Raw genomic sequence first — 22,454 nt, forward strand, 5'->3', positions numbered from 1 at the left:
TTTTAACCTATTTATTTTAAAGACTATAAAATGATAACTGGAAATTGATCTGCGGAATGTTTGAATAATGCATCTTCCCAAAGATCAGACATCGGCACTTTAACATCCAACGCCAATGGTAGTTTCTTTGGATTAAATTGCATTGCAGTTAAATGAGATCCCCATGCAATGAGATCAATATCCAAGGAAATTTGATGTGATGGGCGTACACGACCTGAGTCTGCTTCCATCTTTTTTAATAAAGATAGCATTTCATCTACAGACAGCTGGCTTTGAACCAAACATGCAGCATTCCAATAATCTGCACCAATTCCATCACGGCATGGAATTAAATAGATTGGAGAAAATGACACCATTCCCAAATGGGCAATCTGAGCAAATGCTTTTTGAAAATTTTGTTGTGGATCGCGATTACTCGCTAGAGCTAGGGCGAATATCATTTCGGTGTCGTTCAAGACGAATTCCTACAGAATTTGCTTGCGGGATAATGGCAGGCTTACGGATCGTAATCATAATCGATTCAATAGGCGGAAAGGTAGAGAAAAGCGTATTCAACACCAATTTGGCTGCATGTTCGATCAATTTTGGCGCAGCATCCTGAATCACTTTGGCAGAAATTTCACAAATTTCAGCATAGTTCAACGTATCGACCAATTCATCTGAGTTAGACGCTTGTTCTAAACTGGTTTGAATGTGGAGATCCAACATTAAAGGTTGGATAATTTGCCGTTCCCAATTGAAGCAGCCAATCACCGTCTCAACTTTCAACCCTTCAATGATAATTGCATCCATGACGTTTATAAATTCTCAATTTAAATAAAAAATGCCCTTTTAAAAAGGGCCAAGTAAGATTTTACAATCAAACTCAGCCAGCTTTTCACAAAGGGGAAACATCTATATCAATGTTTTAACAGCGACACAGGATCAATATTTTGCACCATCTGTAAACGTTGGTCAGCATAAATATCGGTATATGGCGCAAGGACACGCATAAAACGATCAAAATAGAGCATTTGCTTAAATAATAAGGCAAAGTCACGAGGGAAACGAATACCATGACGCTCGCCCACACCCACCATATCCATCATGATGTCATTTAAATCAGATGGGTTTGACGTCATAATTTTTTGTGGATCCGCAAGCAGTACACCACTAAATAAACGTTCTAAATCTTCTGCCAAAACCTGAGTGTCGACTTGAGTACTGGTCATGCCCATACCCAACATATTTTCAGCCATCAACTTGTAATCAGTCTTTTGCAAAGCATCCATAAATGCCATACATGCTTGCCAAACTTCAGGTTTTAACTGTCCAACGATACCAAAATCAATAAAACCAATACGGCCATCTTCAAGCAACATCAGATTACCTGCATGCAAATCAGCATGGAAAGACTGGCATAACATCAAACTACCAAACCAAGTATTCATGGCGGTAATCAGCACTTGAGATGGATCTTTCGCAACCTTTCTCACCACATCAAAATCAGTCAGTGGCACACCATACAAGCGTTGCATGGTAAGTACACGACGTGTTGAAAATTGATGATAGACCTTTGGTGCTGTTGCTGCAGTGTTTTGCGACACATTGAGATAATTCACAAAATCATCTAAATTTTGTGCTTCTTCAATAAAATCAACTTCACGTACCATCCGTGTTTTAATTTCATCAACAATATCGGCTAATGAAGCGAATTTTACTTTTGGAATTGCTTTTTCCAACACCTTTGTTGCCCAATGCAATACATTTAAATCGGTATAAAGAATAGTTTCTACACCTGGTTTTTGCACTTTAATTACAACATCTTCACCGGTCACCAATTTGGCCGCATGAACCTGAGCAATGGACGCTGAAGCAAGAGGCTTTTCATCGATGGATGCAAAGATTTCACTTAAATTACGTCCAGCAAATTCTTGTTCCAACACGTCTTGAACATAGCTAAAAGGTAAATAAGGCGTTTGATCTAAACAGCCTTGAAACTCTTCAACATATTCACGAGGAAATAAAGATGGTGTACTGGCAATAAATTGACCCAATTTAATATAAGTTGAGCCTAATGATTCAAAAGTTTCACGCATCAGTTTGGCATTACTTGGTTTTTCAGTGGCGTATTTAATGCCAGCTTTGGCTGCGATAACGGCAGTTTCCCCAACTCGGGCAACTGAACGCAGACCATCTAAAAAGATATTATTTTTCATAATGTCAACATTAAATTGAATTTGTATAAGTGTAGCAAATTAATCAGCATTTGCAGTATGGCTTGCCTGACAGTTTGTACAATCTCTATCTTTTTCAAAGGCTAAAATTCGTTGTTTCATTGTTAATCCATCCCAAAGCATCAGTTTTTGTTTCAATGGGGTTTTTGCTAAACCTAAATATAGAAGTGCATGATGTGCCTGTAAACTTGCCATGACATTGGGTGTGGTGGCCAATACACCTGAATCAGCACAACGTAGACTTTCATTATGTTGTTGCGCTTTGGGAAATAAGCATTCATAACAAGCTGAGTCACCTTCAATCATAAAAAGCTGACCTTGGAAACCAATCGCAGATGCACTAATCAGCGGGATATGCAGCTGGGTACAGATGTGGTTCACCAGATAACGGGTAGTAAAATTATCGCAACCATCTAAGACTAAATCTTGCTGAGCAATTAATGCCTGCGCATTATTTTCATCCAATTTACTGGTATAGCTTTCTACTTGGATAAAAGGATTAATTGTTTGCAATCTCTTGGCCAAGATCTCCGATTTATAAAACCCGACATCTTGCGCAATATAGGCAATTTGTCTTTGTAAATTACTGATTTCTACAGTATCAGCATCGATCAGACTAATTTTTCCAACACCTGCACGCGCCAACAATTCGGCAGTGGTACACCCTATTCCACCGCAACCAACAATCAGCACATTGGCGAGTTTTAATTTTTCCTGTGCCTCAATATCCCAACCATCCAGCAGAATTTGACGGGAATAGAGATGCATTTCAGATTCGGTAAGTTCTAGATCGTGTTCAAGCATTGGTGGATAAACTTTTCAATTTTAATCAGTATAAAGTAAAAATTTTATAGAGGAGCAATAACTAAAAATAATCTTTAATCCTTTGGGTTAAGTTTTAGCAATTCGCTCAATGTTTTCAACAGGTCATTTGCAAAATCATCATGATATGGTTCAACACAGAATACAGTTAGACTTAAACTCATTCCTTTTCTATAACCTAGCATTTTATGATATTTATTCTCAAAAATGATTCAAATATTGAAAAACTATAAAAATCAATCTACATTAATACAGAAAATTTTTTCAAGCTGGATAAAAATATGGAATTGGATCGTTACGACAAACAAATTTTAGAAATTTTAACCCATGAAGACATCAATCTAAATGAATTGTCAGAACGTATTAACCTGTCGGTAAGTTCTGTCCATCGTCGTATCAAACACTTGATCGAAACCGATATCATGACCAATCTAAAGCGTGATATTAATTTTGAAAAATTAGGCTTTAAATTACATGTCATTTTACAAATTTCCCTAAGTAAACATGATACTGATACCTTTGCTAAATTTTTAGAAGAACTCGAAAACATCCCTGAAGTGATTAACGCCTTTTTAGTGACTGGGCAAACTGCTGATTTCCTTGTAGAAGTTATCGCAAAAGATATGGAGAATTACAGTGAAATTTTACTCAAACGTATTGGTAAAATTGAGCACGTGGTTGCACTACATTCAAGCTTTGTGATTAAAGAATATAAACGCGTGTTTAATTGTACTGGCCTACTCAATCGAATTTAAATTATGTATTGAGTCCGTTTAGTTTCCACACGATGAATAGAATGGACTTAAAAGTTTACGAAGCAAAGCTACTCTCATTGGTCTTAAACATTGGTTTTATGATGTTTTAAATAAGTAGAATTTAAAAATCAAAGATATCACATTGTATTTGAATGGATCTTTTTATGAGATTTTATTTAGCCGAAGAATATCAACCACTATGTCATGCACGGTTTGCGTATTATCAAACTCAAATCAAAGCACTTTTAACCAATGCAGAGATTGAGCACATTGGCGCCTCTTCGATTCCAAATGCAATCTCTAAAGGAGATTTAGACATTTATATTGCAGTGGATCAATCTGAATTTAATGATGCAATTCAAAAACTTTATGGCTTAAATTTTCAAGAAAAATTAGCAACACTGAGAACGGATCAACTGTGTATGTTGGAATCGCTCAATGGTGATGATGTCGCCTTTCAACTGGTTGTCAAAGGTTCTGAATTTGACTCATTTATTAAGTTTAGAGATCGACTCAGGCAATAGCCTGAACTAGTGCAAACGTACAATAATCTAAAAAAGCGTTGTGAAAATTTAGATATGATCGATTATCGGATTGAAAAAAATAAATTTATTTCCGCTGTGTTAAATCAGCAATAAATTCTCTCAATAAAAAACGCACCCAAAGGTGCGTTTTATCAACTCAAATCAGACTTAACTGTCTAATTCAGCCAATACTTCATCTGTGAATTCAACGTTAGTATATACGTTTTGAACATCATCAAGATCTTCAAACATATCAATCATTTTCACAATGAGTTTTGCTTGATCCACATCAGCAATCAATGCTTTTGTTGATGGGCTCATAACCACTTCTGCATTATCAGATTTTAAACCAGCAGCAGTCAAAGCATCTTGTACATCACCAAAACTTTCTGGTGTAGTGATCACTAAGATTTCATCTTCATTTACTTCGATATCTTCAGCGCCAGCTTCCAAAGCCACGTCCATGATTTTGTCTTCCAAAGAAACATCTTCAAAAGTAATCTCACCACGTTTGGTAAACAAGTATGCCACTGAACCCGCAGTACCTAAGTTACCATTGGTTTTAGAAAAACAATGACGTACATCAGGCACAGTACGATTAAGGTTATCTGTCATGGTTTCTACGATAACCGCAACACCACCCACACCATAACCTTCATAAGTGACTTCTTTTAAATCATCGTTGTCTTCACCACCAGCACCACGTTGGATAGCACGGTTGATCGTGTCACGTGTCATATTCACTGAAAGTGCTTTTTCGACAACAGCACGTAGACGAGGGTTACTTCCCACATCAGGACCGCCAAGTCTTGCTGCTGTGGTTAATTCACGGATATATTTGGTAAAGACTTTACCACGACTTGCATCTTGTTTTGCTTTACGATGCTTAATATTGGCCCACTTGGAATGACCCGCCATGCGAAATATGCTCCTGTAGATTGGCTTTATGCCATATCAAATTGCGACAATTCTACCATAAGCACTTTTTTATGAGAAAGTGCTTATTTTTTAGATTTAATGCAAATTAAGAATTTTTTGCTTCAGGAATCACAATATCGAGCCCTGTATGTTGTTTATATAGACGTTTAATTTCTGCTAAGTCTTGATCTAGATCTGTTGGGTAAATTTTTCCAAAGATCCCACCCTGCTTTGTTTTTGAGTTTGCATACATTAAAACAATAGGAACACCAGCTGCTTTTGCGATATGCCAAAAACCAGTACGGATCGGTTTACGTGCTTGCCCACGTTCTGCGCGAGTCGCTTCTGGCGCAATCACCAAATTAAATTCTTCATTACTCTGAAACAGATCAACCATTTGTGAAACGATGTCTTTGTTTGATTTACGGTCTACAGGAATGCCACCAATTTTTTCTAAAATCGGTTTTAACGGCCCTTTAAATAATTCTTTTTTAATTAAAGTATGGATTTTAATGTCATGAATTTGAAAAATTGCCAATGACAACACAGCATCCATCATGGATGTATGTTCGAAACCGATGATGACTTGTTTTTTTTCTAATACACTTTGATCAACTTCATATGACCAACCTGAGAGCTTAAAAGTAAGTTCTCCCAACATCTTTTTCATAAATACCTAACATCATAAAATCATAATTTGCGAATTGTCCGAGTAAAAGCTTAAAAAGACAATCTCTATTGTGCTTATTTTTTACATTTGTATATTTATTTTTGTCATTTTAAACACTTGTTTTGCTACACCGAAATGTATGTTTAAAATAGAAAATCGTTAAACACACCAATATCATCTAACTTCCTCTAGAACGGAAATATAAATTTTTCATAAAAAACATCCATATAAATCATAATCTCAATAATAAGACTCAAATCAATATTTTTTATCTTGTTAAAATCATTTAGACTTTAGTCTTAATTGCGCCATAAGCTCAAAATTTTACCTGCAAAAGGATTGCAATATGTTGATGCCTCTATTTGGCGTAAGTGCCTTAGTCTTTGTTTTGATTTGCACATGGAGCATATTTGAAATTTATTTAGAAAAACGAAAAAAGTAACACTGCATACTATTCCCGCTCAATAGCCACAAATCTGACTAGATCATCGTATACCGCAACACATTCAGCAACAGCTCTCACTGACTCAAAACTTAGATGATTGTTAGACCCCCCTGATTAATTTTCAATTGTGGTTAAGTTTCTAATCATTCATTTTTATTTTACCTCCCCTCCAAAAATTAAATCAGAGCCATCAAGCATTAAAACTGCTTCTAAAAATTTCGCTCGACAAAGTTAAAAAATCACTTTAAATAGATACACTTAATTAAATACATCTAAAGCATATAAAATAAATGGGGATCTATGAATAATCTACTACATATCTATGCATTTTGTGTGGTTTTGCTTTTTTTTAAAATGCTTGTAATCTCTTGTTATCAAGGATTTTATCGTATAAAGAATAAAGCGTTTAAAAATGCCGAAGATGCTAATTTTGTCAGTGTCCAAGCCCGACCCGAAGAGCTGCCACAAGTAACCAGAGCCAGCCAAGCTTGGGCAAATGATTTAGAAAATATTCCCGTGTTTTGGGTGTTTGGAGGGCTTTGTATTGCATTAAACCTAAGTAGTGATTTTATTGTCTGGATCTTTTGTATTTTTACGATTGCAAGAATCACACATACAATCACCTATCTCAGTGCAATGCAACCATGGCGCAGTATTTCTTATGCTGTTGGAATAATCTGTCTTATTATTTTGGCGATTCAAATCATAATCACATGTATTGGATTTTAAATAAATGCAAATCAATAGGCATTAACTGATCATTTTATGCTTTATTCGCTATTTTATAATAGTTAATTTCTTTATAAGTTGTATTTTATAGTTGGAAAAATAATACAACTTATATCGATAATTCACCAAAATATTCTATGAATAATAATTAAATTTAGATTTACTAATCTATGCTGTAATTTTTTTAATATAATCAAAAGTAAAGTAAATTTATCAAAAAGTAAAACTATGTCACTATTTTGTAATACTTTATTTATATGAAAAATATACTTAAAAATACATTATTTCCAAACAACTCTATGATTTTATGTTTTTTATATTACTTTTCAATCACTATTAATTAACTTTTAAGTCTTAATGCTATTTTTAAATTAGAGTTTTTACTCTACTTATTAGTTGTTTTATGTAATTTTAATAATCTCATTGTCAAGAAGACAGTGATTGTATTTAAAAAGGATGAATTCAAGTGAAAACAAAAAAGATCTTTCAAAAAGCCATCGTTACAACCTCACTCTTTTGTATAGCGGGAATAAGCCAAGCTGAAGATTTTAAACGCTTCTCGGTTTCTTCAGGTTGGTTACATATGTCATCAATGGGGAAATCACAACCTTTTAGGATTAATACCTCTGTGGGTAATGGTACCAAAGCTGCTGTGGGTGTAATTTCAGGCCAAACCATTTTAAATAATGTCGATCAATCTCGTATTGATGCGATGGATCCCAACCTAATTAGCTTGCTCAATGCACCAAGTAATGAAGAAGGACGATATTTATTTGATGACCTGCTGGATGTAATCATGGCAGACGACCCAACCTTAATCGACCAATTAACAGGAATTGCTGAAATCAATGGGATTGCTCACTGGTCAGCGGATGCTGGTTTGGAAGTTGAGGATGTAGACACATTAGGTATGATGTTTACTTATAATGTCACCGACAATGTTGCTGTTCAATTGATTGCAGGGATTCCACCAAAAGTTGATCTAAAAGGGAAAGGTACTGTCTATGCGCCCTTTTCAGCATCATCTCAGCCACTTCAGGGCTTAGTAGGCGATTTGTATTTAAAAAACAATCTTTTGATTACAGATTTGGATAGTTATAATACTGCTGCATCTGCTAGAGCCTGGACGCCTGCCATACAAGCGCAGTACTATTTTGGTAAATCTGGTGTCAATAAGTTCAGACCATTTGTAGGTGCTGGTTTAATGTATGCCTACTTCAACGAGATTGAAATCAATTCAGGAATTGAAAATGATTTGATACGTGCTGGACATATGATTCAAAACATTCATGATGGTAAAGCAGGTGCTTCTTTAGAAGGAAAGCCATCGAGCGGCAACATGAAAGTTAAAGTAGATGCAACTGATGCCATTGCTCCGATTGTTACTGCTGGTTTTACCTATGACTTTAAACAAAACTGGTTTGCTACAGCCTCTATTTCTTATGCGAAGTTAGACAATACGGCAACCATTACTGTCCTAAACACCAACAACAATGCAAAGCTCATTCAGGCTAAAACTAAAATTGAGATCGACCCACTGATCACTTACCTTGGTGTAGGTTATCGTTTCTAAGTTTATCTGTTAAAACCTGAAGCCATTACAGTTACTTAAATACTGTAATGGCTTCATTTATAATTAATTTCAAAAAATTACCATGTATAAAATTTAATTCATTAAGTAATTATTTTGGCTGTCTTGTAGCCTTTTCATTTCAGACCAAGACTCACCTACCTATTTCATATAAGGTAAATATTCAAATCACATTTCAATAGGAAAGTATCAAATGACTTCTATCAATGTTGAAAGTATTAAGAATCATGCCGATGTTATTGCGTCTTGTGGAACCAAAGTTGGTGAGGTAGATCACCTTGTTGGAGCAGACCAAATCAAACTGACCAAACATGGCGATGGACATCACCATCTCATCCCAACATCTTGGGTTGGTGAGATAAAAGGCGAAAAAGTGATCTTAACTAAAGATTCTCAAGAGGTTAAAGACACTTGGCTAGAAGTATAGATTTTGCCTATTACAACTGAGTTTTATTCAATTTATGTGTGTCACGTTCTGAAGTAAATTGACACTTATTCCATATAAAACGCTCGATGAGTTTCATCGAGCGTTTTATATTTGATTAAATCTTATTTTTTAAGACTTTCGTATCTTCATCCAATCTTAATTGGCGTTGTCTTTCGCCTTCATTGATAAGATCGAGGCGTTTGCCCCAGTATTGAATTGCATATTGATATTTTGCAAAAAATGCAAAAAACATAAAGGTTAAGGCTGGACCTAAAACAATTTTATCTGCTTGACCTATGAATTTCTCATAGATCGCCATGCCGAGCGCACAAAAGGTTAAAACCATAAACATAAAGAAGCTAAATTTTAAAAAATTATCGAAGCTTTTACCTTTAAACATAATCAAGAATACATATCATTATCATTTGATAGCTTATTATAGGAGATAGGATCTAATTTTCAAGTGATCACTATTGGTTTTGTATTGATGGCTTTGTATTGATATCGAGCAACCTTATTTCTGATTTAGATCCTTCATCAATCATTGTATTTTGATTGGCATGCTGATCTAAGAATTTGCTTTTTAAAATCTGTCTAATAAATTACACTTTGATATTCGTTCGGTTTGCATGTTGATATATTTTCTATTCTAGAATTTATGAGTAGTAATATGGGTAATGAATAACGGCGTAATGTTTTAAATAACGACCACAGATAATCCTATAGGCAAACTTTAAAAATCATCTTTATAACTCTATTATTTAATTTTTCAAATTTAGCAGTTTATTTAACAAATAAAAAATCCACCGTGGTGGATTGAATCAGCTAAGAGTGGCGTAATTTTTTCCCACCTCCATCCTGCTTATTTACGGTCGCCCAAGCAATACGTTGTGCATCTTCGTCCGAACGACCTTGTTTTTTCTCACTTTCATAAATATGTTGGGCTTGTCTTTTCTGCTTTGCTGTATATGCAGATTTATCTCCTATAGGCATAATCACGTCTCCATATAACGATAAATATAAGGATTATCTTTATAACATGGATTATTTTATTCGCTGTTTAGTGTTGTAAGTTCTTGTGAATTTAAGTCATGCTTATTTATTTTAACTCAATATAGAATACCAATTAACACTATGTTTTTATTTTTAAAATAACTAACCCATATTTTAAAGTATCATTTTATTCAATACTTAAAATTTCACTTAATCCACATTGATCACTTTTGAACAACATTTATTCACACAGTATTGATGGGATTAGTCCACCATATAAGTTAATCACTTGATAAATCTTAGAGGTTAATATGCTACAAGATAACAAGACATCACCAGCTCAAGAAAGATCAGAAAAAGCACAAGAAAAGCGTAGAATCCCCAAATATATTTTACTCTTAGTGGGTCTATTTTTACTTGCGATTGTGATCTATATGCTTGCGAGCTGGCAAGGCTAAGTTAGAGTAATTTGCAGCTATTTTTATGAGCTTAGCGTTTCAAAAATGTTTAAAGCAGATTAAGAAAAGCAAGGTGTTTCCTTGCTTTTCTAATAGTGAATTTAATTAAAATTCTATTTAAAATAAAAAATCTTAAATTAAGATGCTAATCACAATTTCAATACCGCCCTCTTTTTAAACGATCTATTTTTGATTGTATAGCCCATGATTGATCTTGCTTGAAGAAACTTTAAATTGAAGTAATTTATAAAAGCTCCGTTTGCTTTAGCTACTGTAGACTTCTTTTTCTCGATATTTAATTGTTGTTACTGCTCTCTGATATTTTGTGTTTTTTCTCTTGGTTGAGACTTATCCCTTGAGCCATTTGCTGCAATTTTTCCTGTGCCAAGTTATGCGCTTTCTCTAGACTGATATTTCCATATAATCCGAAGTTGTGCAAACAGATCCACCAAGAACTTTCTTTTAGCGATATAAGTTTTATCGCTGTTATTTACACGTACAACAAAGCCAATCAACTTATTGTCTCGATAAATCGCAGATCTAAGATCCAATTGATCAATAAATGTCTTTTGTCAGCTTTACTCTTGGTGTTGACATATATAGAATCTCTAGCTGTCGCGATGCTAAATACTATATCAAGCTATTCTCTACAGTCTACTTGTAAAAAAACTTGATAAACTCTAAAATCTTAGATAGTATTGCACACGTTCCAAGTAGTTGATAATTAATCAATTCACTTGATGAAGGGCCTGTAGCTCAGTTGGTTAGAGCAGCGGACTCATAATCCGTTGGTCCCCAGTTCAAGTCTGGGTGGGCCCACCAAATAAAACAACCACTTAGGTGCATTAATCCTAAGTGGTTTTTTTGTGCCTATAACCATGTAAGCATTATGTAAGCAATAAAAATAAATAAGGTATTATCTAAAAAATGAAAAACTGGCTCAACTTTTACATTAAATACGTTTTACAAATTGGTGTACCTTTCAAACAATATCAAGGTTATGGTATTTATAACGAATTGTTTGTTTTTGGTTGGAGAATAAGAAATGTGCTCAAACTACGAAATTCCCACCCGAAGCGCCCTAACCTTACTTGATGTCGAAGTTGATCAGTTAGAGCTGGTCTCTATGCCAATCATTCAAAATATTTTTGGGTATTAAACTGTCATTTTAGTATGCAGTTTAATAATTATTTTTAAACTAAATTACTTTGAATTATCTAAAACATGTATTTATTTATTTAAATTTTTAAACATATGTTTAATTCAAAAAAATCATTACCACTTCTACAGGTTAACTCTTATTATGGGTGAAAACCAATAAAATTATCTTAGTATTTGCATATTATAAAGCGGATATTTTCACTTTGGAGGAAGCGTAAATTTCTATTTTTGGATTACAAAAGAGTTAATTTAAAAAACTATAAATATTAAAAAATCATATATATATATTTACTATGCATTGTAATTTTACATTTTATTGAAACTTAACAGACATGATTAACTTCTTTCACTTATAAAGTTATTGACCTAAGCACCTCTTTTAATATAAAAACTTCTGTTTTATACAATAAAAATCTAGGATTTAAATTGAAAAATATTCTTGGCTTATGTTCTTTATGCTTTTGTCAGCTTTCACATTCAGATCTTCCTCTTACTGTTGAGAACTTGATCTCTGATAAGGGGAAATTTACACTAGAAGCAGGTGTGGTATATGGAAATAATAAAATTAACGATACAAAATTCGGAGGTTATATTCCTGTTCAAATTTCCGACTCATCCTTCATTAATGTTCCAACTAATGTCAAAAATGAGCAACTTCAGAATGAATATTTGATTACGACACTGGGTGCCAAATATGGCTTAATTAAAGATTTAGATATAAATTTAAGATCTAATTTTATTTATAATTCTAATCGTTTTTTAGATATTAATTCTGAACAAAAGTCAAAATCGGATACCAATCTTGCATATGTATCCTTAAGTTTAAATTATCAATTCTTACAAGATGCAAAGTATCCAGCTCTAGTAGGTTTTATAGAAACAACTTTATTTGAAAAAGCAGAAGATAAAAACACAAACTTTTCTAGTTGGAGTTTTGGGGTTACAACTTATCGATCTTATGATCCAATTGTCCTATCTTTTACCACAGGATATAAATACAGTTTAAAAAGAAAAATTAACTCTTTAGATGAATACAAACCTGCTGATCTATTTTTTATCAACCCTCAATTAGCCTTTGCTGCAAACGATCGCATATCACTGATCGCTGGCTTAAACTTTAAAACTATAGGTTCACAAAAGCTAAATAGCAACACTGTAGAAAAACAAAAAAACAGTATTGATTATAGTTTTGGTATTGGCTTTGGTTTGGACGATCAATCAAACTTAAATGTATTAGCTACATCTCGCCAGGATTTTAATAATTCAAATGAAATTCGCTTGAATTATAATAAAAGATTCTGATATATTAAATTTAACTTAAAAATAATTTTTTACAACCAACAAGAATGTGGAGAACTTAATGAAAAAATATCTGATAGCTTTAGCTCTTGTAACGATAATGCCTACAGTACAGGCTATGGATCAGCAAGAACCGAACGAATTATCATCTGTTAATACATTAGAATTAAATGATGTTTTTGATTTATCTCAGATTGAAAATATTCATGCTTTAGAATTATCCAATATAGAAATGGAAGATACAAAAGGAGCTTTTGTTCCATTCATACCTGTCGCAGTGGCAGTGGGTTCACGTTTTGTTACTAGCCAAGTCGTTAAACATTATATTTCTAGCGGATCTCTAGCTTATGGCACTTTTACGGCCTCTAGATCATTGAAAGAGATGTTAAAAAAATAATGTTATTTCCTAAAATCTTCTTATTAAGTCTCTATCATGAATAAATAAGAAGTTAATGAATTCTTTCAAATTTTAATTGGATGAAATGATGGATAAAATATTTAAACAAGAAAATTTCTTTGTAAAAAAATTTATTAAAAGAAAATGCCCTTGTTGTAAATATCCTGTTATTAATCCATTAAAATTTGAAAAGTCGAATCCATATAAATGTGAGCATTGTGGATGTTATGTAGAATCTAGTTTATTACTATCAGCCATAACTTCTATAGTTATAGTTGGATGTCAAGTAGCCTTATATAATAATGATATGTATTTACTAGGAAATATATTCTTCACGCTACTAATTTTTCGTTGGTTCTTTTTAGATAAATTCGATGCTTTAATACTTCCTCTGCGTGAATATGAACCTTAATTTTTATATTTTTACAATATTTTTTACTAAAATATTTATACTTAGTATTATAAGTCCAGTGGTAGTTTACGCTAATCCAGATATATTTTTTAATTCATATCACAATGAAATTAAAGTTCAATCATGGAAAGAAATTCGTGATAAAAATATTATAAAACAAAACTTGGATTTCTCTTGTGGTGCTGCTTCTATTGCAACCTTACTCACTGGATACTACAACAAAAAAATAACTGAAGAAGAAGTATTAAAAATGATGGATAAAGGTGACCTTATGGCATCTTTTGATGATATGCAAAAGACATTAGATAAATTAGGCTTTCAATCAAAAGGTTATGCTGTATCACTAGAGACCTTGCAAAGTTTAAAAATTCCAGTCATTGCATATATCAAACATCGTAAAAGTGATCATTTCACTGTCATATCTGGAATTGATCATAATTTTGTTAGAATCTCAGATCCATCCCTCGGACAAAGGGTATTAAGTAAGTATCAATTTCAAGAAATGTGGGAGACTCGATCAGACGACCATTTAAAAGGAAAAATTCTTGTTATTATTCTTAAAAATCAATCATCTAATCCATTTTTTTTTACAAAAGATATTAAGCAACCTACAACTCAGGCAATTAAATTCTTAGCATCTCAACGTTAGCTCAATTTTTTTCAAAAGAGTTATGAGATTTTTGAATTGCAAATTTAATTTCATCAATTCGAATATAACTGAATCTTATCTTTTTTATTAAAGCCGGACATAAAGTTGTTTTTCCTGTGCTAGATAAACCACTAGACACTATGAACATTAAGTTTTCCTAAAACTAACCTAATAGCCGTTATGCGAATTAGCCCTCACTCAGAGGGCCACTCCTCCATCAATCTTTCTGCATCAGCTGCGTGTCCATCGGATTTTGCACTAAATTAAGTTGAAGTTGTTTTAAACACATGTATAAGATATTCTACAAAAGAAATTATTGGGTTATATTATAAAAAGCTTTATTTAGAGATATTATCGATGATTAAAAATTGCCTCTACTCTTTTATGCTTTGTGGACAAGTATTTACAATGCAAGTTTTTGCTAACCCTTATTCAAAAGAAGAATCAATAATGTTCAACTCTGAACAAAATAAAATTAAAATGGAAAGCACTCCTAATGTAGATTTCTTTGCATTTAAAAAAATGCAAGATGAGTTATTAAAAAAACAACGATATGAAAATGCTCTTAGAGTTCATGAGGAATCATTACATACATCTAGTATGAATAACTATGAAAAAACCCAATATTATTTAAAAAGAAATGATATGAATGCATTAAAATCCATTGAAAATCAGAAACATATGCAGTATTTAAACAAGGCAAAAGATCGAGGACTTATTTCAACTAAAGAGTACAGTAAACAGTTAAGCAAGCTTAACCCTCCTTTTTCAAATCAATATAATAATAAAAGTTAATATATTCAAATGCTAATGAATGAGTAAATTCTTCGCATCATTCAAAGCACTACACTCATTGTATTTTACAACATTATCAATGATCCAAAGTGTGATTTCTTTACTCTGTCCTGACTCGAGTTTTAATAGTTTAGGGCAAGGTATCTTTCGGTTATTGATATGAAAATATCTATAGTTTCGCATAAGCTGTATTATGTTAATTTTAGATTTTATAGAAAAGTAATAAATTCTACTCTATATTCATGAGTATTCATATTTTCATAGGATAAAACTAAAATGAAATTTACTTTAGGAAGTATTTTTCTATTGTCAGGATGTGCATCGATGTCTCCTCAAGAATGTCAAACCGCAAATTGGTTTATTAAGGGGGAAGAAGATGGCAGTAATGGACAATATTCAAGACTAGCAACATATCATAAGGCTTGTAATAAAATAAATATAATTCCTAACCAGTCTGAATATGAACATGGCTATCGCATGGGATTAGAAAATTATTGTCAGGCAAAAAATATTTTTGCAGAAGCGCAAGTTGGACGTGGAGACTATCGAGTATGTCCTAGTGAGTATCGTTTAGAATTAATACCGTACTACAATGTAGCTAAAGATTATTATGAAGCGAAAAAAAAATATGAGTCAGATTCAAGTAAATTTGAACAACATATAAGTAATCTAAACCAAAAAAATAATACAGATATAGAAAATCAAAACTACAAACAGAAGTATGATGAATTAAAAAATCAAAGAGATAACAGTAATTCAAAATACCAAATGGCTTTATTTAATTTACAACAATTTAAGTTCCGTAATAATTTATAAATAAATTTTATTTTAAATAATTGATAATTTCTTTCTAAATCCATGTATGCCTATAGAATCAAAATCCAAAGGCATGGAACGATAGCCCCTGTTTAGAATAGCTAAAATTAACATAATACAGTTTATGATAACTCCGAACACCATGAAATTTTCCGTCCATTTAACATAGCGGGCCTTATGCGAATTAGCCCTCACTCAGAGGGCCATGCTTCAATCAATTTTTCTGCATCAGCTGCGTTTTTATTAGTTGTAAAGCTAATATTCCGTAAAGCCATGCTCTTACAAAGATATTAAGTGATCAATGTATCGAGATATATTCTCAAAGAATCATTTTATCAAGTATGTTTTAAAACAGTCTGTTTAGAATAAGCAACTGATTATATTCATATAAATATTATTACAAAATTAAAATTTGAATTAAATTATTTTTAATTTTTCTAAATTAACTACATTTGATATAGTTGATAATAATTCTTAATTATCATGAAAAATTGAACATGAATACGTTATCATTAAAAAAGTCCAAAGATAACCACCTTATAAAATCATGGTTTGGATTTTTTTTTGGAGCATCACTTTTCGGAATTAGTTTGATTGCATTGTTTGAATCATTTAGTTTAGGGGGTATTTTACGATCTTTCGCATTCTTTATTTTTTGGATTCTTTGGAGCCAGATGATAGGTTTGGGTTGGAATCTCCCAATAACAAAGCTATTTGTTAAAAAGGTAAAAACCACTAAAACCTCAAGCCTAAGTTTTTATCTGCCTTTTATCCCTCTAATTTTATTAGCTATTTCATTTATAATATAATATATTTAAATAGTTAAAACTCATATATTATTTTTATAAAATTTAGTAATGAAGGTATAAATGAAAAAATTTTCTATTCAATTTATCATATCTTTTTTTACCTTATCAATGGTGAGTCTATTTGTTATTAAAATTATTATTCCCGAAGACAACGATATTATAGGTACAATTAAAGTTATTTTGATTTACATATTACCAGTATCATTTGCTTTGAATATTCATTTTTTATTTTCAAGAAAATGAAATTCTAATATGTATCTAGACTTGGTTAAGTTTATTCTTCACCTCATTCAAAGCACTACACTCATTGTATTTAGCAACAGTATCAATAATCCATAGCGTGATTTCTCTGCCCTGCCCTGACTCGAGTTTTAAGAGTTTAGGGCAAGGAACAACCAAGTTAGCTGGTATCGTCGGTGATAAGTGAGTTGATGATACGCAAGCCGTCATCATCAATACAATAATTGCTATAGACAGGCTTAGTAATGATCTTTTGCACTTCACGTATTTTGGTTTCTGTGATAACACGTTGTTCTGATTTAAGTTGCTCATAATCTGCGCTCACTTTGTTTATTTTGTTTTGCTTGTCTATTAATGCCTTTTGCTGATCATCTTTAATTTTTTGCATCTTGGCTGTACATTCCTGTTCAGCTTCTTGTAGTTTTCCACTCAGATGATTGGTATAGGCGATTTGCACCAGGTATAAAAAAATAAAGACCGCGACTGCGATCCATTTTTTATACTTCCATAAGATTGTGGCTATTGGCATTAGAGTTCCTCAACTTCTGGCAGATCAACAGTTTGACCAGCCAATTGATGATGGCAATCAGAGAGAAATTGAATCTGACCATTTCTAATAAATGAATGACATTGATTTGCATGACCACTGTTGACCATCAAACTTGGGCTAAAAGTTAGCTTATCAAAATTCCCATCAAACTCCCAACGTATTTTATGCTGTGGACTAACATGTAAGGGATGAAGATAATTACAGCCAGGACATTCAATGAAGTAGATGCGGTCACCAACATAGATAATGCCTATACCCACATCACCAATTAGACATTCAAAAAGATCATCCACATTGAACGGCGTAACAACTTCATCAATATCAGGTAGTTCAGTTTTAATGCGCTTCAAAATATCCTCTTCAAGCGCAAAATAGTTATCAATGTTTTGCATCAGTTAAAACCTTGTATAAATATTCTTCAATTTCAAAGAGTATTTCTTGTGAATCATCAACAGAAATCCCCATAAATGGACGAGGTGGGATAAACTCTTCTACATCATGGCCAGCTAAATAATGTTTTGGTAAGCCAGTGTGATCACTGTAGAGAGTTTCCCCATCTTCGTCACGCTCTACACCAATGTGATATAGCTCATGCTCAATCAAAGCGCAAAATTCACGATCGTTTGCACGTTCGCAAAAGCTTGCATCTACAGTAATGAGATATATAGGTACAAATCCAAACCAGTCGCGCATTTGCTGCTCTTGCCGAGCTTTACGCCAACCACCTTGATTAAACATGACCTTTTCACACTGCCCTAATACCATACGCTTTTTAGCAACGGCGGCAGATGACGCCCATGCGAAAGCTAAAAAGGTTTCATCATCATGTAATAGCTCTGCTATGTGGTCATGGTCGGGATTATGAAGTGCACCGCCAAGCGTAAGAAAGTTGGTTACCACCCATTCTTTTAGATCTGCTGCAGGTGCCAAGCGAATCGCTTCTTCTTCCTCAGCTTGATCAATCAGTTCTGTTGGTGGAAATGGTCTGATCTGTTCCATTGAAAATATGCCTCTTCAAATTCTTAAGCCACTGGGAAGCTTGATTAGATTCAATTTGCATTTGGCCAAATTCATCAATCTTATATCTATTGGCTGACTCTATTCTTACAATGGTGTAACCCATATCGGCGGCAACATCGTAACGATCCATACTCCAAGCTTTATCTTTTAGCTTACCTTTGCGACCACCCGACCAAGGTCCACCAGAAATTTCAACTAAAATTCTGTGCTCAATAAGATGAAAATCAAAACGCCAATGTTTTGTTGATTCAAATTGGAATAGTTTCTCATACTTAATTTTTAATACATTCAGCGATTGCTCAAAGTCTTCAAATGCTTCTAGGTATGCTTCTTTTGCCTTAGGTAAAGGTCTTGTTCTTGGTTTTGTTTTAAGTGGCTTCTTTTTAGTGAGGTTGGTGTATTGGTTAATTTCCATAAAGGAATCTCCAATAAAAAACCTCCCGAAGGAGGTTTATGACTACATTTTATAATTTGGTATTTTTGATAATTCAGGGTTAAGCCTTTTAAAAATATATGCGCCCAATTGCAAAGCAACCAAGTAACCTAAATTTCTTAGCACAATAATCAATATGCTGGATTCACTGTACAATACATCTCCAACAAACATAATTAAAACAAATAAGCAGTGTGCATTTAAACTCTGTTTAAACTTATCCATTGGTGCAAATTTCGAATTAAAATATCCTATGCTAATTAAGCCAAGAAGTAGCACCAATACCCCTGCTATTGTTCCAATCATTTCATATTGCAAAGGGGTTTGATTCCATATACCAAATTCCACAATAGCTGTTAGAATCATCATACTTAAGTAGATTCCAGCAATACTTGCAAGGTAAAAATTTAATTTCATTTTAAGACTTCTATTATTGTCAAGGCTCAATAATTGTAAGCTAAACTAAAATATTAAACATCATCAATGATAATAAATATTATTCGTATTTAATAAAATTTTGATCCTCCTTCCCACACTTCCGACATTCCATTACCGAAAAGAAATTACTGTATTCTTGGTTAATCTAACCCTCTCCAATAAACAGTTCAGTTTTAAAATCCGGATGAGAAGCTTTGTATAAACTTAATCTTCTTTTTTCAACTTCCAATATTAATCTAGGCTCTTCAAGCCACGATGATTTTCCTGAATCTAGTCCTGAATGACTCAAAGCCCAATCTGAAACATTTCCATAAATAAAAGTATTATCTGCAAAAACCCATTTTGCCTTATCGCCACTACTGCTTGTAAAAACCTTATATGTTGGTAAAGAACCAAATATACTAATTTGTGTGTAACGGTATTTATAGATTTCAAGCATAGACATAGTACTTAAATAGCAGCTTAAATTTAGACGTAAAAATGATAGCTAAGTGCCCTTTGAAATTAAACACCTTAACTATTAATTTGAGTATTCTTAAATAATTTATATCTTTTATACATTCCATGCACAAATGCACAGAAAGCTATAGCTGCAAAAATTAGAAATTTATAATTGATTTCACCGGCAGCAGCCATATCACCAATACCAGATCCAAAACTCAAAATTCCAAAGATCCAGAAAAAAGAATACCAATGTAAATTTTTCATTTACTTCCCTTGTTGTTAATTTTAGAAAGTTTTATAAATTATTTCGTCAATATAAAAAAACCACCTTTCGGTGGGTTTCAAAAAAGGGAAACAAAAATGTGCGAGTCAAGCACAGAATGATTATAACCAGACCCCATAAGAAAATGTAATGTTATAGTGTAACAAATATCATGAAGATTAAGCATTATTGAGGAACTTAGATGAAAATCCACTCATTTTAACATCCCTGCCTTGCCAGCTTCTCAGCTTCGACAAACGCATCATGAAAACTTACTTTATCTGAAAACCAAAATTTATATGTCTTTTCACCAATTACGATTGACTGCTGAAAGTAATCGTTTGGACTCTTCTCTACAACTTGACCGTTCTGTTCGCCACCGATGCAAATATTCATGTGTTTTCCTATTTTTCGGTGGGAGTTTAACATTAATTTTTTTATTGATTCGTCTAAAATATAAATTAAAGGAAATGTATTCCTATCGCAAAAGCTAGCAATATCAAGGATAAAAACAAATATGTATTAATACAATTAAAACTTTTGATGAAATTCCACATAAAACACCCCAAAAAACTTGGCGCATTCTACATAAATTGATTAATTATGCAAACTAAAACTATTTTTTTGAAAAATTAAATACATATTTGAAAGTAAAAAAATCAATAAAAATAGATAAATGTAATAATGTTTAAAACAATCGAAATATTAAACATTAAAAAACATAGTGTGTTTTCTGTAGACAACAAAAAGCCCACATTTCTGTGAGCTCTTTAAATTGATGAAGTTGACGCTTCACCAGTGTTTTAAATCATGTCTACCACAACTGACTTAAACTTGCTTGGTCTCGGATGAACCGTAATACGACCAGTATGGGAAAATATACCCCTAATTTTGCAGGTATGCAATCATAAATCGTATTCTTCTGCAATTTTAAAGAAATGCCCCCTTAAATGTGCATCTAGATCTATACGCCAATCAAACAAAACATCTAAGGCAACTTTTTCATATTTAGAATAACTTTCTATATATGACTGCCGTTTGATTGTGAGGCCAGAAATTCTGTGTCTTTCAGATTGGTTATAAGCATTCTCTTTTTTACCCTCACACTTACTACAATCAATGTGCTTACGATCCACTTTAGAAAAGATAAAACCTTTGCCATTACATTTGGTGCACAATCCTCGCTTAAATAAAAATTGAATCAAAGCTGAACGTGCAACCCCTTTTGCTGCTTCCTTAGTTGTTATTTGTTTTGTTTTAAATCCATCAGCTTGAAACTTTAAACGGATCTCACTGGTAAGCAAGTTATGCAATAAAGCGAAATGTCTATCCATTGGATTAATTGAACGAACTAAAGCCCATAACATTGCATATTCTTCTGTAGCCATATCTTGCATCATTAAAGCTGCACTATTTACTTTACTTCCACAGTTTGAAGGGCCGCTTACCCCATCTTTAAACCCATCCATTGTTTTTTGTGCTAAATCAAGAAGTGTAAAATCTACTCGTGAAGAACTAGGCTTGAATAACAAACGGCGTAAATCGTGGGTAATTGTCATATCTCTATGTTTTTCAAAACTTGCTGTAGCTACCATGTCACTCCCCTACCATCATCTCAATCTGTTGAACCGCTAAACCTGACTTCACTTGCTCTGTACTAAACCGTAATACTTGAAAACCCATTACCACAGCAGCATTGTATTTCTCCATGTCACTGATGTAGCCCTTACCCCTTGTATGACGTCCACCGCTCCAAACACCGCCTTCAACTTCTACCAATATCTTCTTGCCCATAATGTGAAAATCAGCACGCCACTTACGTTTAGGATGGAATTTATATTCCTGTTCAAAGCTAATTTTTAAAACTCTTAACTGGTTGAGCGAGTTTGTTGGCAAACACGTAAATCTGTTGAGGTGATGAGAAAAATACTAAATCAGATTCACCGCTTGATTTGCCATTTTGCGCTTTGTCGTATTTGTGACGGTTTTTCAAAAGTGTGTCAGCGAAGTGGTAAATCAATAGATCATCACAAAGATTATTTCCAGCATTGAAAAGCTCGAATGCTTTTTTCTCACGTTCAAACCAACCTGCTTCGATAATCGATTTCGGTACTACCGTGGGATCGGCTTGATCTAATTCAGAACGAAGTTTTTTCAAACAAAGCCAGTCTTTTTTATTTA

Annotated in this window: 29 protein-coding genes, 1 tRNA gene and 3 pseudogenes; 14 read left to right on the forward strand and 19 right to left on the reverse strand. The window is 33.1% G+C overall.

The genetic code is table 11. The features are described 5' to 3' along the window. Positions 1–23: 23 nt before the first annotated feature. The 4 genes from FY049_RS08030 to FY049_RS08045 all read right to left on the reverse strand — a co-directional run bounded on the left by FY049_RS08030 (position 24) and on the right by FY049_RS08045 (position 3,020). Positions 24–455, reverse strand: a complete 432-nt coding sequence (locus tag FY049_RS08030) for a 2-amino-4-hydroxy-6-hydroxymethyldihydropteridine diphosphokinase (RefSeq protein WP_016539512.1) — start codon at positions 453–455, stop codon at positions 24–26. Next, on the reverse strand, positions 412–792 hold the full coding sequence (gene folB, locus FY049_RS08035; RefSeq protein WP_004720998.1) for a dihydroneopterin aldolase: 381 nt from the start codon (positions 790–792) through the stop codon (positions 412–414). The genes FY049_RS08030 and folB overlap by 44 nt, the downstream gene beginning before the upstream one ends. Before the next feature lie 107 nt (positions 793–899). Next, complete coding sequence (locus FY049_RS08040; protein WP_004721001.1) at positions 900–2,198, reverse strand: ABC1 kinase family protein; 1,299 nt, start codon at positions 2,196–2,198, stop codon at positions 900–902. A gap of 39 nt (positions 2,199–2,237) precedes the next feature. Beyond that, on the reverse strand, positions 2,238–3,020 hold the full coding sequence (locus FY049_RS08045; RefSeq protein ID WP_333665426.1) for a HesA/MoeB/ThiF family protein: 783 nt from the start codon (positions 3,018–3,020) through the stop codon (positions 2,238–2,240). 299 nt (positions 3,021–3,319) lie between these two features. On the opposite strand from FY049_RS08045, the gene FY049_RS08050 reads away from it, so the two are divergent. Both FY049_RS08050 and FY049_RS08055 read left to right on the forward strand, forming a co-directional pair. Next, the gene (locus FY049_RS08050) at positions 3,320–3,793 is read left to right on the forward strand and encodes an Lrp/AsnC family transcriptional regulator (protein WP_004721004.1); all 474 of its coding nucleotides are present in this window, start codon (positions 3,320–3,322) and stop codon (positions 3,791–3,793) included. A 164-nt stretch (positions 3,794–3,957) separates the two neighbouring features. Next, a pseudogene (locus tag FY049_RS08055) lies at positions 3,958–4,431 on the forward strand (GrpB family protein). A gap of 54 nt (positions 4,432–4,485) precedes the next feature. Here the strand turns inward: FY049_RS08055 and FY049_RS08060 are convergent. Together FY049_RS08060 and FY049_RS08065 are read right to left on the reverse strand one after the other, a co-directional pair. Then, positions 4,486–5,235, reverse strand: coding sequence for a YebC/PmpR family DNA-binding transcriptional regulator (locus FY049_RS08060; RefSeq protein ID WP_004821088.1), 750 nt, complete (start codon positions 5,233–5,235; stop codon positions 4,486–4,488). Positions 5,236–5,341: 106 nt separating this feature from the next. Continuing rightward, positions 5,342–5,905, reverse strand: a complete 564-nt coding sequence (locus FY049_RS08065; RefSeq protein ID WP_004721021.1) for a 1-acyl-sn-glycerol-3-phosphate acyltransferase — start codon at positions 5,903–5,905, stop codon at positions 5,342–5,344. A gap of 745 nt (positions 5,906–6,650) precedes the next feature. Here FY049_RS08065 and FY049_RS08070 point away from each other — a divergent pair. From FY049_RS08070 to FY049_RS08080, 3 genes are all read left to right on the forward strand, one after another. After that, a complete protein-coding gene (locus FY049_RS08070; protein WP_004721023.1) occupies positions 6,651–7,079 on the forward strand; it encodes an MAPEG family protein in 429 nt (142 codons plus the stop codon). Positions 7,080–7,545: 466 nt separating this feature from the next. After that, positions 7,546–8,652, forward strand: coding sequence for an OmpW/AlkL family protein (locus FY049_RS08075; protein WP_446083477.1), 1,107 nt, complete (start codon positions 7,546–7,548; stop codon positions 8,650–8,652). Between the two features lie 211 nt (positions 8,653–8,863). After that, positions 8,864–9,097 carry a DUF2171 domain-containing protein gene (locus FY049_RS08080; protein ID WP_004721027.1) on the forward strand — a complete coding sequence of 78 codons (234 nt, stop codon included), beginning with the start codon at positions 8,864–8,866 and terminating at the stop codon, positions 9,095–9,097. A 115-nt stretch (positions 9,098–9,212) separates the two neighbouring features. Here the strand turns inward: FY049_RS08080 and FY049_RS08085 are convergent, their stop codons facing one another. Both FY049_RS08085 and FY049_RS08090 read right to left on the reverse strand, forming a co-directional pair. After that, positions 9,213–9,497 (reverse strand): hypothetical protein, encoded by a 285-nt coding sequence (locus FY049_RS08085; RefSeq protein ID WP_004721029.1) that lies wholly within the window; start codon positions 9,495–9,497, stop codon positions 9,213–9,215. A gap of 425 nt (positions 9,498–9,922) precedes the next feature. Beyond that, entirely contained in the window at positions 9,923–10,090 is a 168-nt protein-coding gene (locus FY049_RS08090) for a hypothetical protein (protein WP_004721030.1), read from the reverse strand. Between the two features lie 311 nt (positions 10,091–10,401). Between FY049_RS08090 and FY049_RS08095 the strand changes: the two genes are divergently transcribed. From FY049_RS08095 to FY049_RS08135, 9 genes are all read left to right on the forward strand, one after another. Beyond that, positions 10,402–10,548, forward strand: coding sequence for a hypothetical protein (locus FY049_RS08095; protein ID WP_171501877.1), 147 nt, complete (start codon positions 10,402–10,404; stop codon positions 10,546–10,548). 745 nt (positions 10,549–11,293) lie between these two features. Continuing rightward, a tRNA-Ile gene (locus FY049_RS08100) sits at positions 11,294–11,370 on the forward strand. A 765-nt stretch (positions 11,371–12,135) separates the two neighbouring features. Further along, entirely contained in the window at positions 12,136–13,011 is an 876-nt protein-coding gene (locus FY049_RS08105) for a hypothetical protein (RefSeq protein ID WP_446083478.1), read from the forward strand. Between the two features lie 58 nt (positions 13,012–13,069). After that, complete coding sequence (locus FY049_RS08110; RefSeq protein WP_446083479.1) at positions 13,070–13,405, forward strand: hypothetical protein; 336 nt, start codon at positions 13,070–13,072, stop codon at positions 13,403–13,405. 88 nt (positions 13,406–13,493) lie between these two features. Further along, positions 13,494–13,817 carry a hypothetical protein gene (locus tag FY049_RS08115; protein WP_446083480.1) on the forward strand — a complete coding sequence of 108 codons (324 nt, stop codon included), beginning with the start codon at positions 13,494–13,496 and terminating at the stop codon, positions 13,815–13,817. After that, positions 13,807–14,466 carry a C39 family peptidase gene (locus FY049_RS08120; protein ID WP_446083481.1) on the forward strand — a complete coding sequence of 220 codons (660 nt, stop codon included), beginning with the start codon at positions 13,807–13,809 and terminating at the stop codon, positions 14,464–14,466. Before FY049_RS08115 ends, FY049_RS08120 begins: the two co-directional genes overlap by 11 nt. Before the next feature lie 408 nt (positions 14,467–14,874). Beyond that, positions 14,875–15,261, forward strand: a complete 387-nt coding sequence (locus FY049_RS08125; protein ID WP_446083482.1) for a hypothetical protein — start codon at positions 14,875–14,877, stop codon at positions 15,259–15,261. Positions 15,262–15,537: 276 nt separating this feature from the next. Further along, positions 15,538–16,077: a DUF2799 domain-containing protein gene (locus tag FY049_RS08130; protein ID WP_446083483.1), complete on the forward strand. Its 540-nt coding sequence runs from the start codon at positions 15,538–15,540 to the stop codon at positions 16,075–16,077. A 497-nt stretch (positions 16,078–16,574) separates the two neighbouring features. Then, the gene (locus FY049_RS08135) at positions 16,575–16,886 is read left to right on the forward strand and encodes a hypothetical protein (protein ID WP_446083484.1); all 312 of its coding nucleotides are present in this window, start codon (positions 16,575–16,577) and stop codon (positions 16,884–16,886) included. 400 nt (positions 16,887–17,286) lie between these two features. On the opposite strand, the gene FY049_RS08140 is transcribed toward FY049_RS08135, so the two are convergent. The 11 genes and pseudogenes from FY049_RS08140 to FY049_RS08190 all read right to left on the reverse strand — a co-directional run. Further along, positions 17,287–17,655 carry a hypothetical protein gene (locus FY049_RS08140; protein ID WP_446083485.1) on the reverse strand — a complete coding sequence of 123 codons (369 nt, stop codon included), beginning with the start codon at positions 17,653–17,655 and terminating at the stop codon, positions 17,287–17,289. Beyond that, complete coding sequence (locus FY049_RS08145) at positions 17,655–17,945, reverse strand: DUF6527 family protein (RefSeq protein WP_446083502.1); 291 nt, start codon at positions 17,943–17,945, stop codon at positions 17,655–17,657. The genes FY049_RS08140 and FY049_RS08145 overlap by 1 nt, the downstream gene beginning before the upstream one ends. A gap of 109 nt (positions 17,946–18,054) precedes the next feature. Continuing rightward, positions 18,055–18,675 (reverse strand): putative metallopeptidase, encoded by a 621-nt coding sequence (locus FY049_RS08150; RefSeq protein WP_446083486.1) that lies wholly within the window; start codon positions 18,673–18,675, stop codon positions 18,055–18,057. Continuing rightward, a complete protein-coding gene (locus tag FY049_RS08155; RefSeq protein WP_446083487.1) occupies positions 18,635–19,111 on the reverse strand; it encodes a hypothetical protein in 477 nt (158 codons plus the stop codon). The genes FY049_RS08150 and FY049_RS08155 overlap by 41 nt, the downstream gene beginning before the upstream one ends. A gap of 42 nt (positions 19,112–19,153) precedes the next feature. Beyond that, positions 19,154–19,546 carry a hypothetical protein gene (locus tag FY049_RS08160; RefSeq protein ID WP_446083488.1) on the reverse strand — a complete coding sequence of 131 codons (393 nt, stop codon included), beginning with the start codon at positions 19,544–19,546 and terminating at the stop codon, positions 19,154–19,156. A 166-nt stretch (positions 19,547–19,712) separates the two neighbouring features. Next, entirely contained in the window at positions 19,713–20,006 is a 294-nt protein-coding gene (locus tag FY049_RS08165; protein ID WP_446083489.1) for a hypothetical protein, read from the reverse strand. A 74-nt stretch (positions 20,007–20,080) separates the two neighbouring features. Beyond that, positions 20,081–20,275 (reverse strand): hypothetical protein, encoded by a 195-nt coding sequence (locus tag FY049_RS08170; RefSeq protein ID WP_446083490.1) that lies wholly within the window; start codon positions 20,273–20,275, stop codon positions 20,081–20,083. A 217-nt stretch (positions 20,276–20,492) separates the two neighbouring features. Further along, positions 20,493–20,669: a hypothetical protein gene (locus tag FY049_RS08175; protein WP_446083491.1), complete on the reverse strand. Its 177-nt coding sequence runs from the start codon at positions 20,667–20,669 to the stop codon at positions 20,493–20,495. Between the two features lie 509 nt (positions 20,670–21,178). Beyond that, positions 21,179–21,868, reverse strand: a complete 690-nt coding sequence (locus FY049_RS08180; RefSeq protein WP_446083492.1) for a hypothetical protein — start codon at positions 21,866–21,868, stop codon at positions 21,179–21,181. Between the two features lies 1 nt (position 21,869). Then, positions 21,870–22,148: pseudogene (locus FY049_RS08185) on the reverse strand (DUF559 domain-containing protein); the annotation flags it as partial. Then, positions 22,126–22,454: pseudogene (locus tag FY049_RS08190) on the reverse strand (helix-turn-helix domain-containing protein); the annotation flags it as partial. The pseudogenes FY049_RS08185 and FY049_RS08190, both read right to left, overlap by 23 nt.

The organism is Acinetobacter sp. 1125_18A (assembly GCF_052824985.1).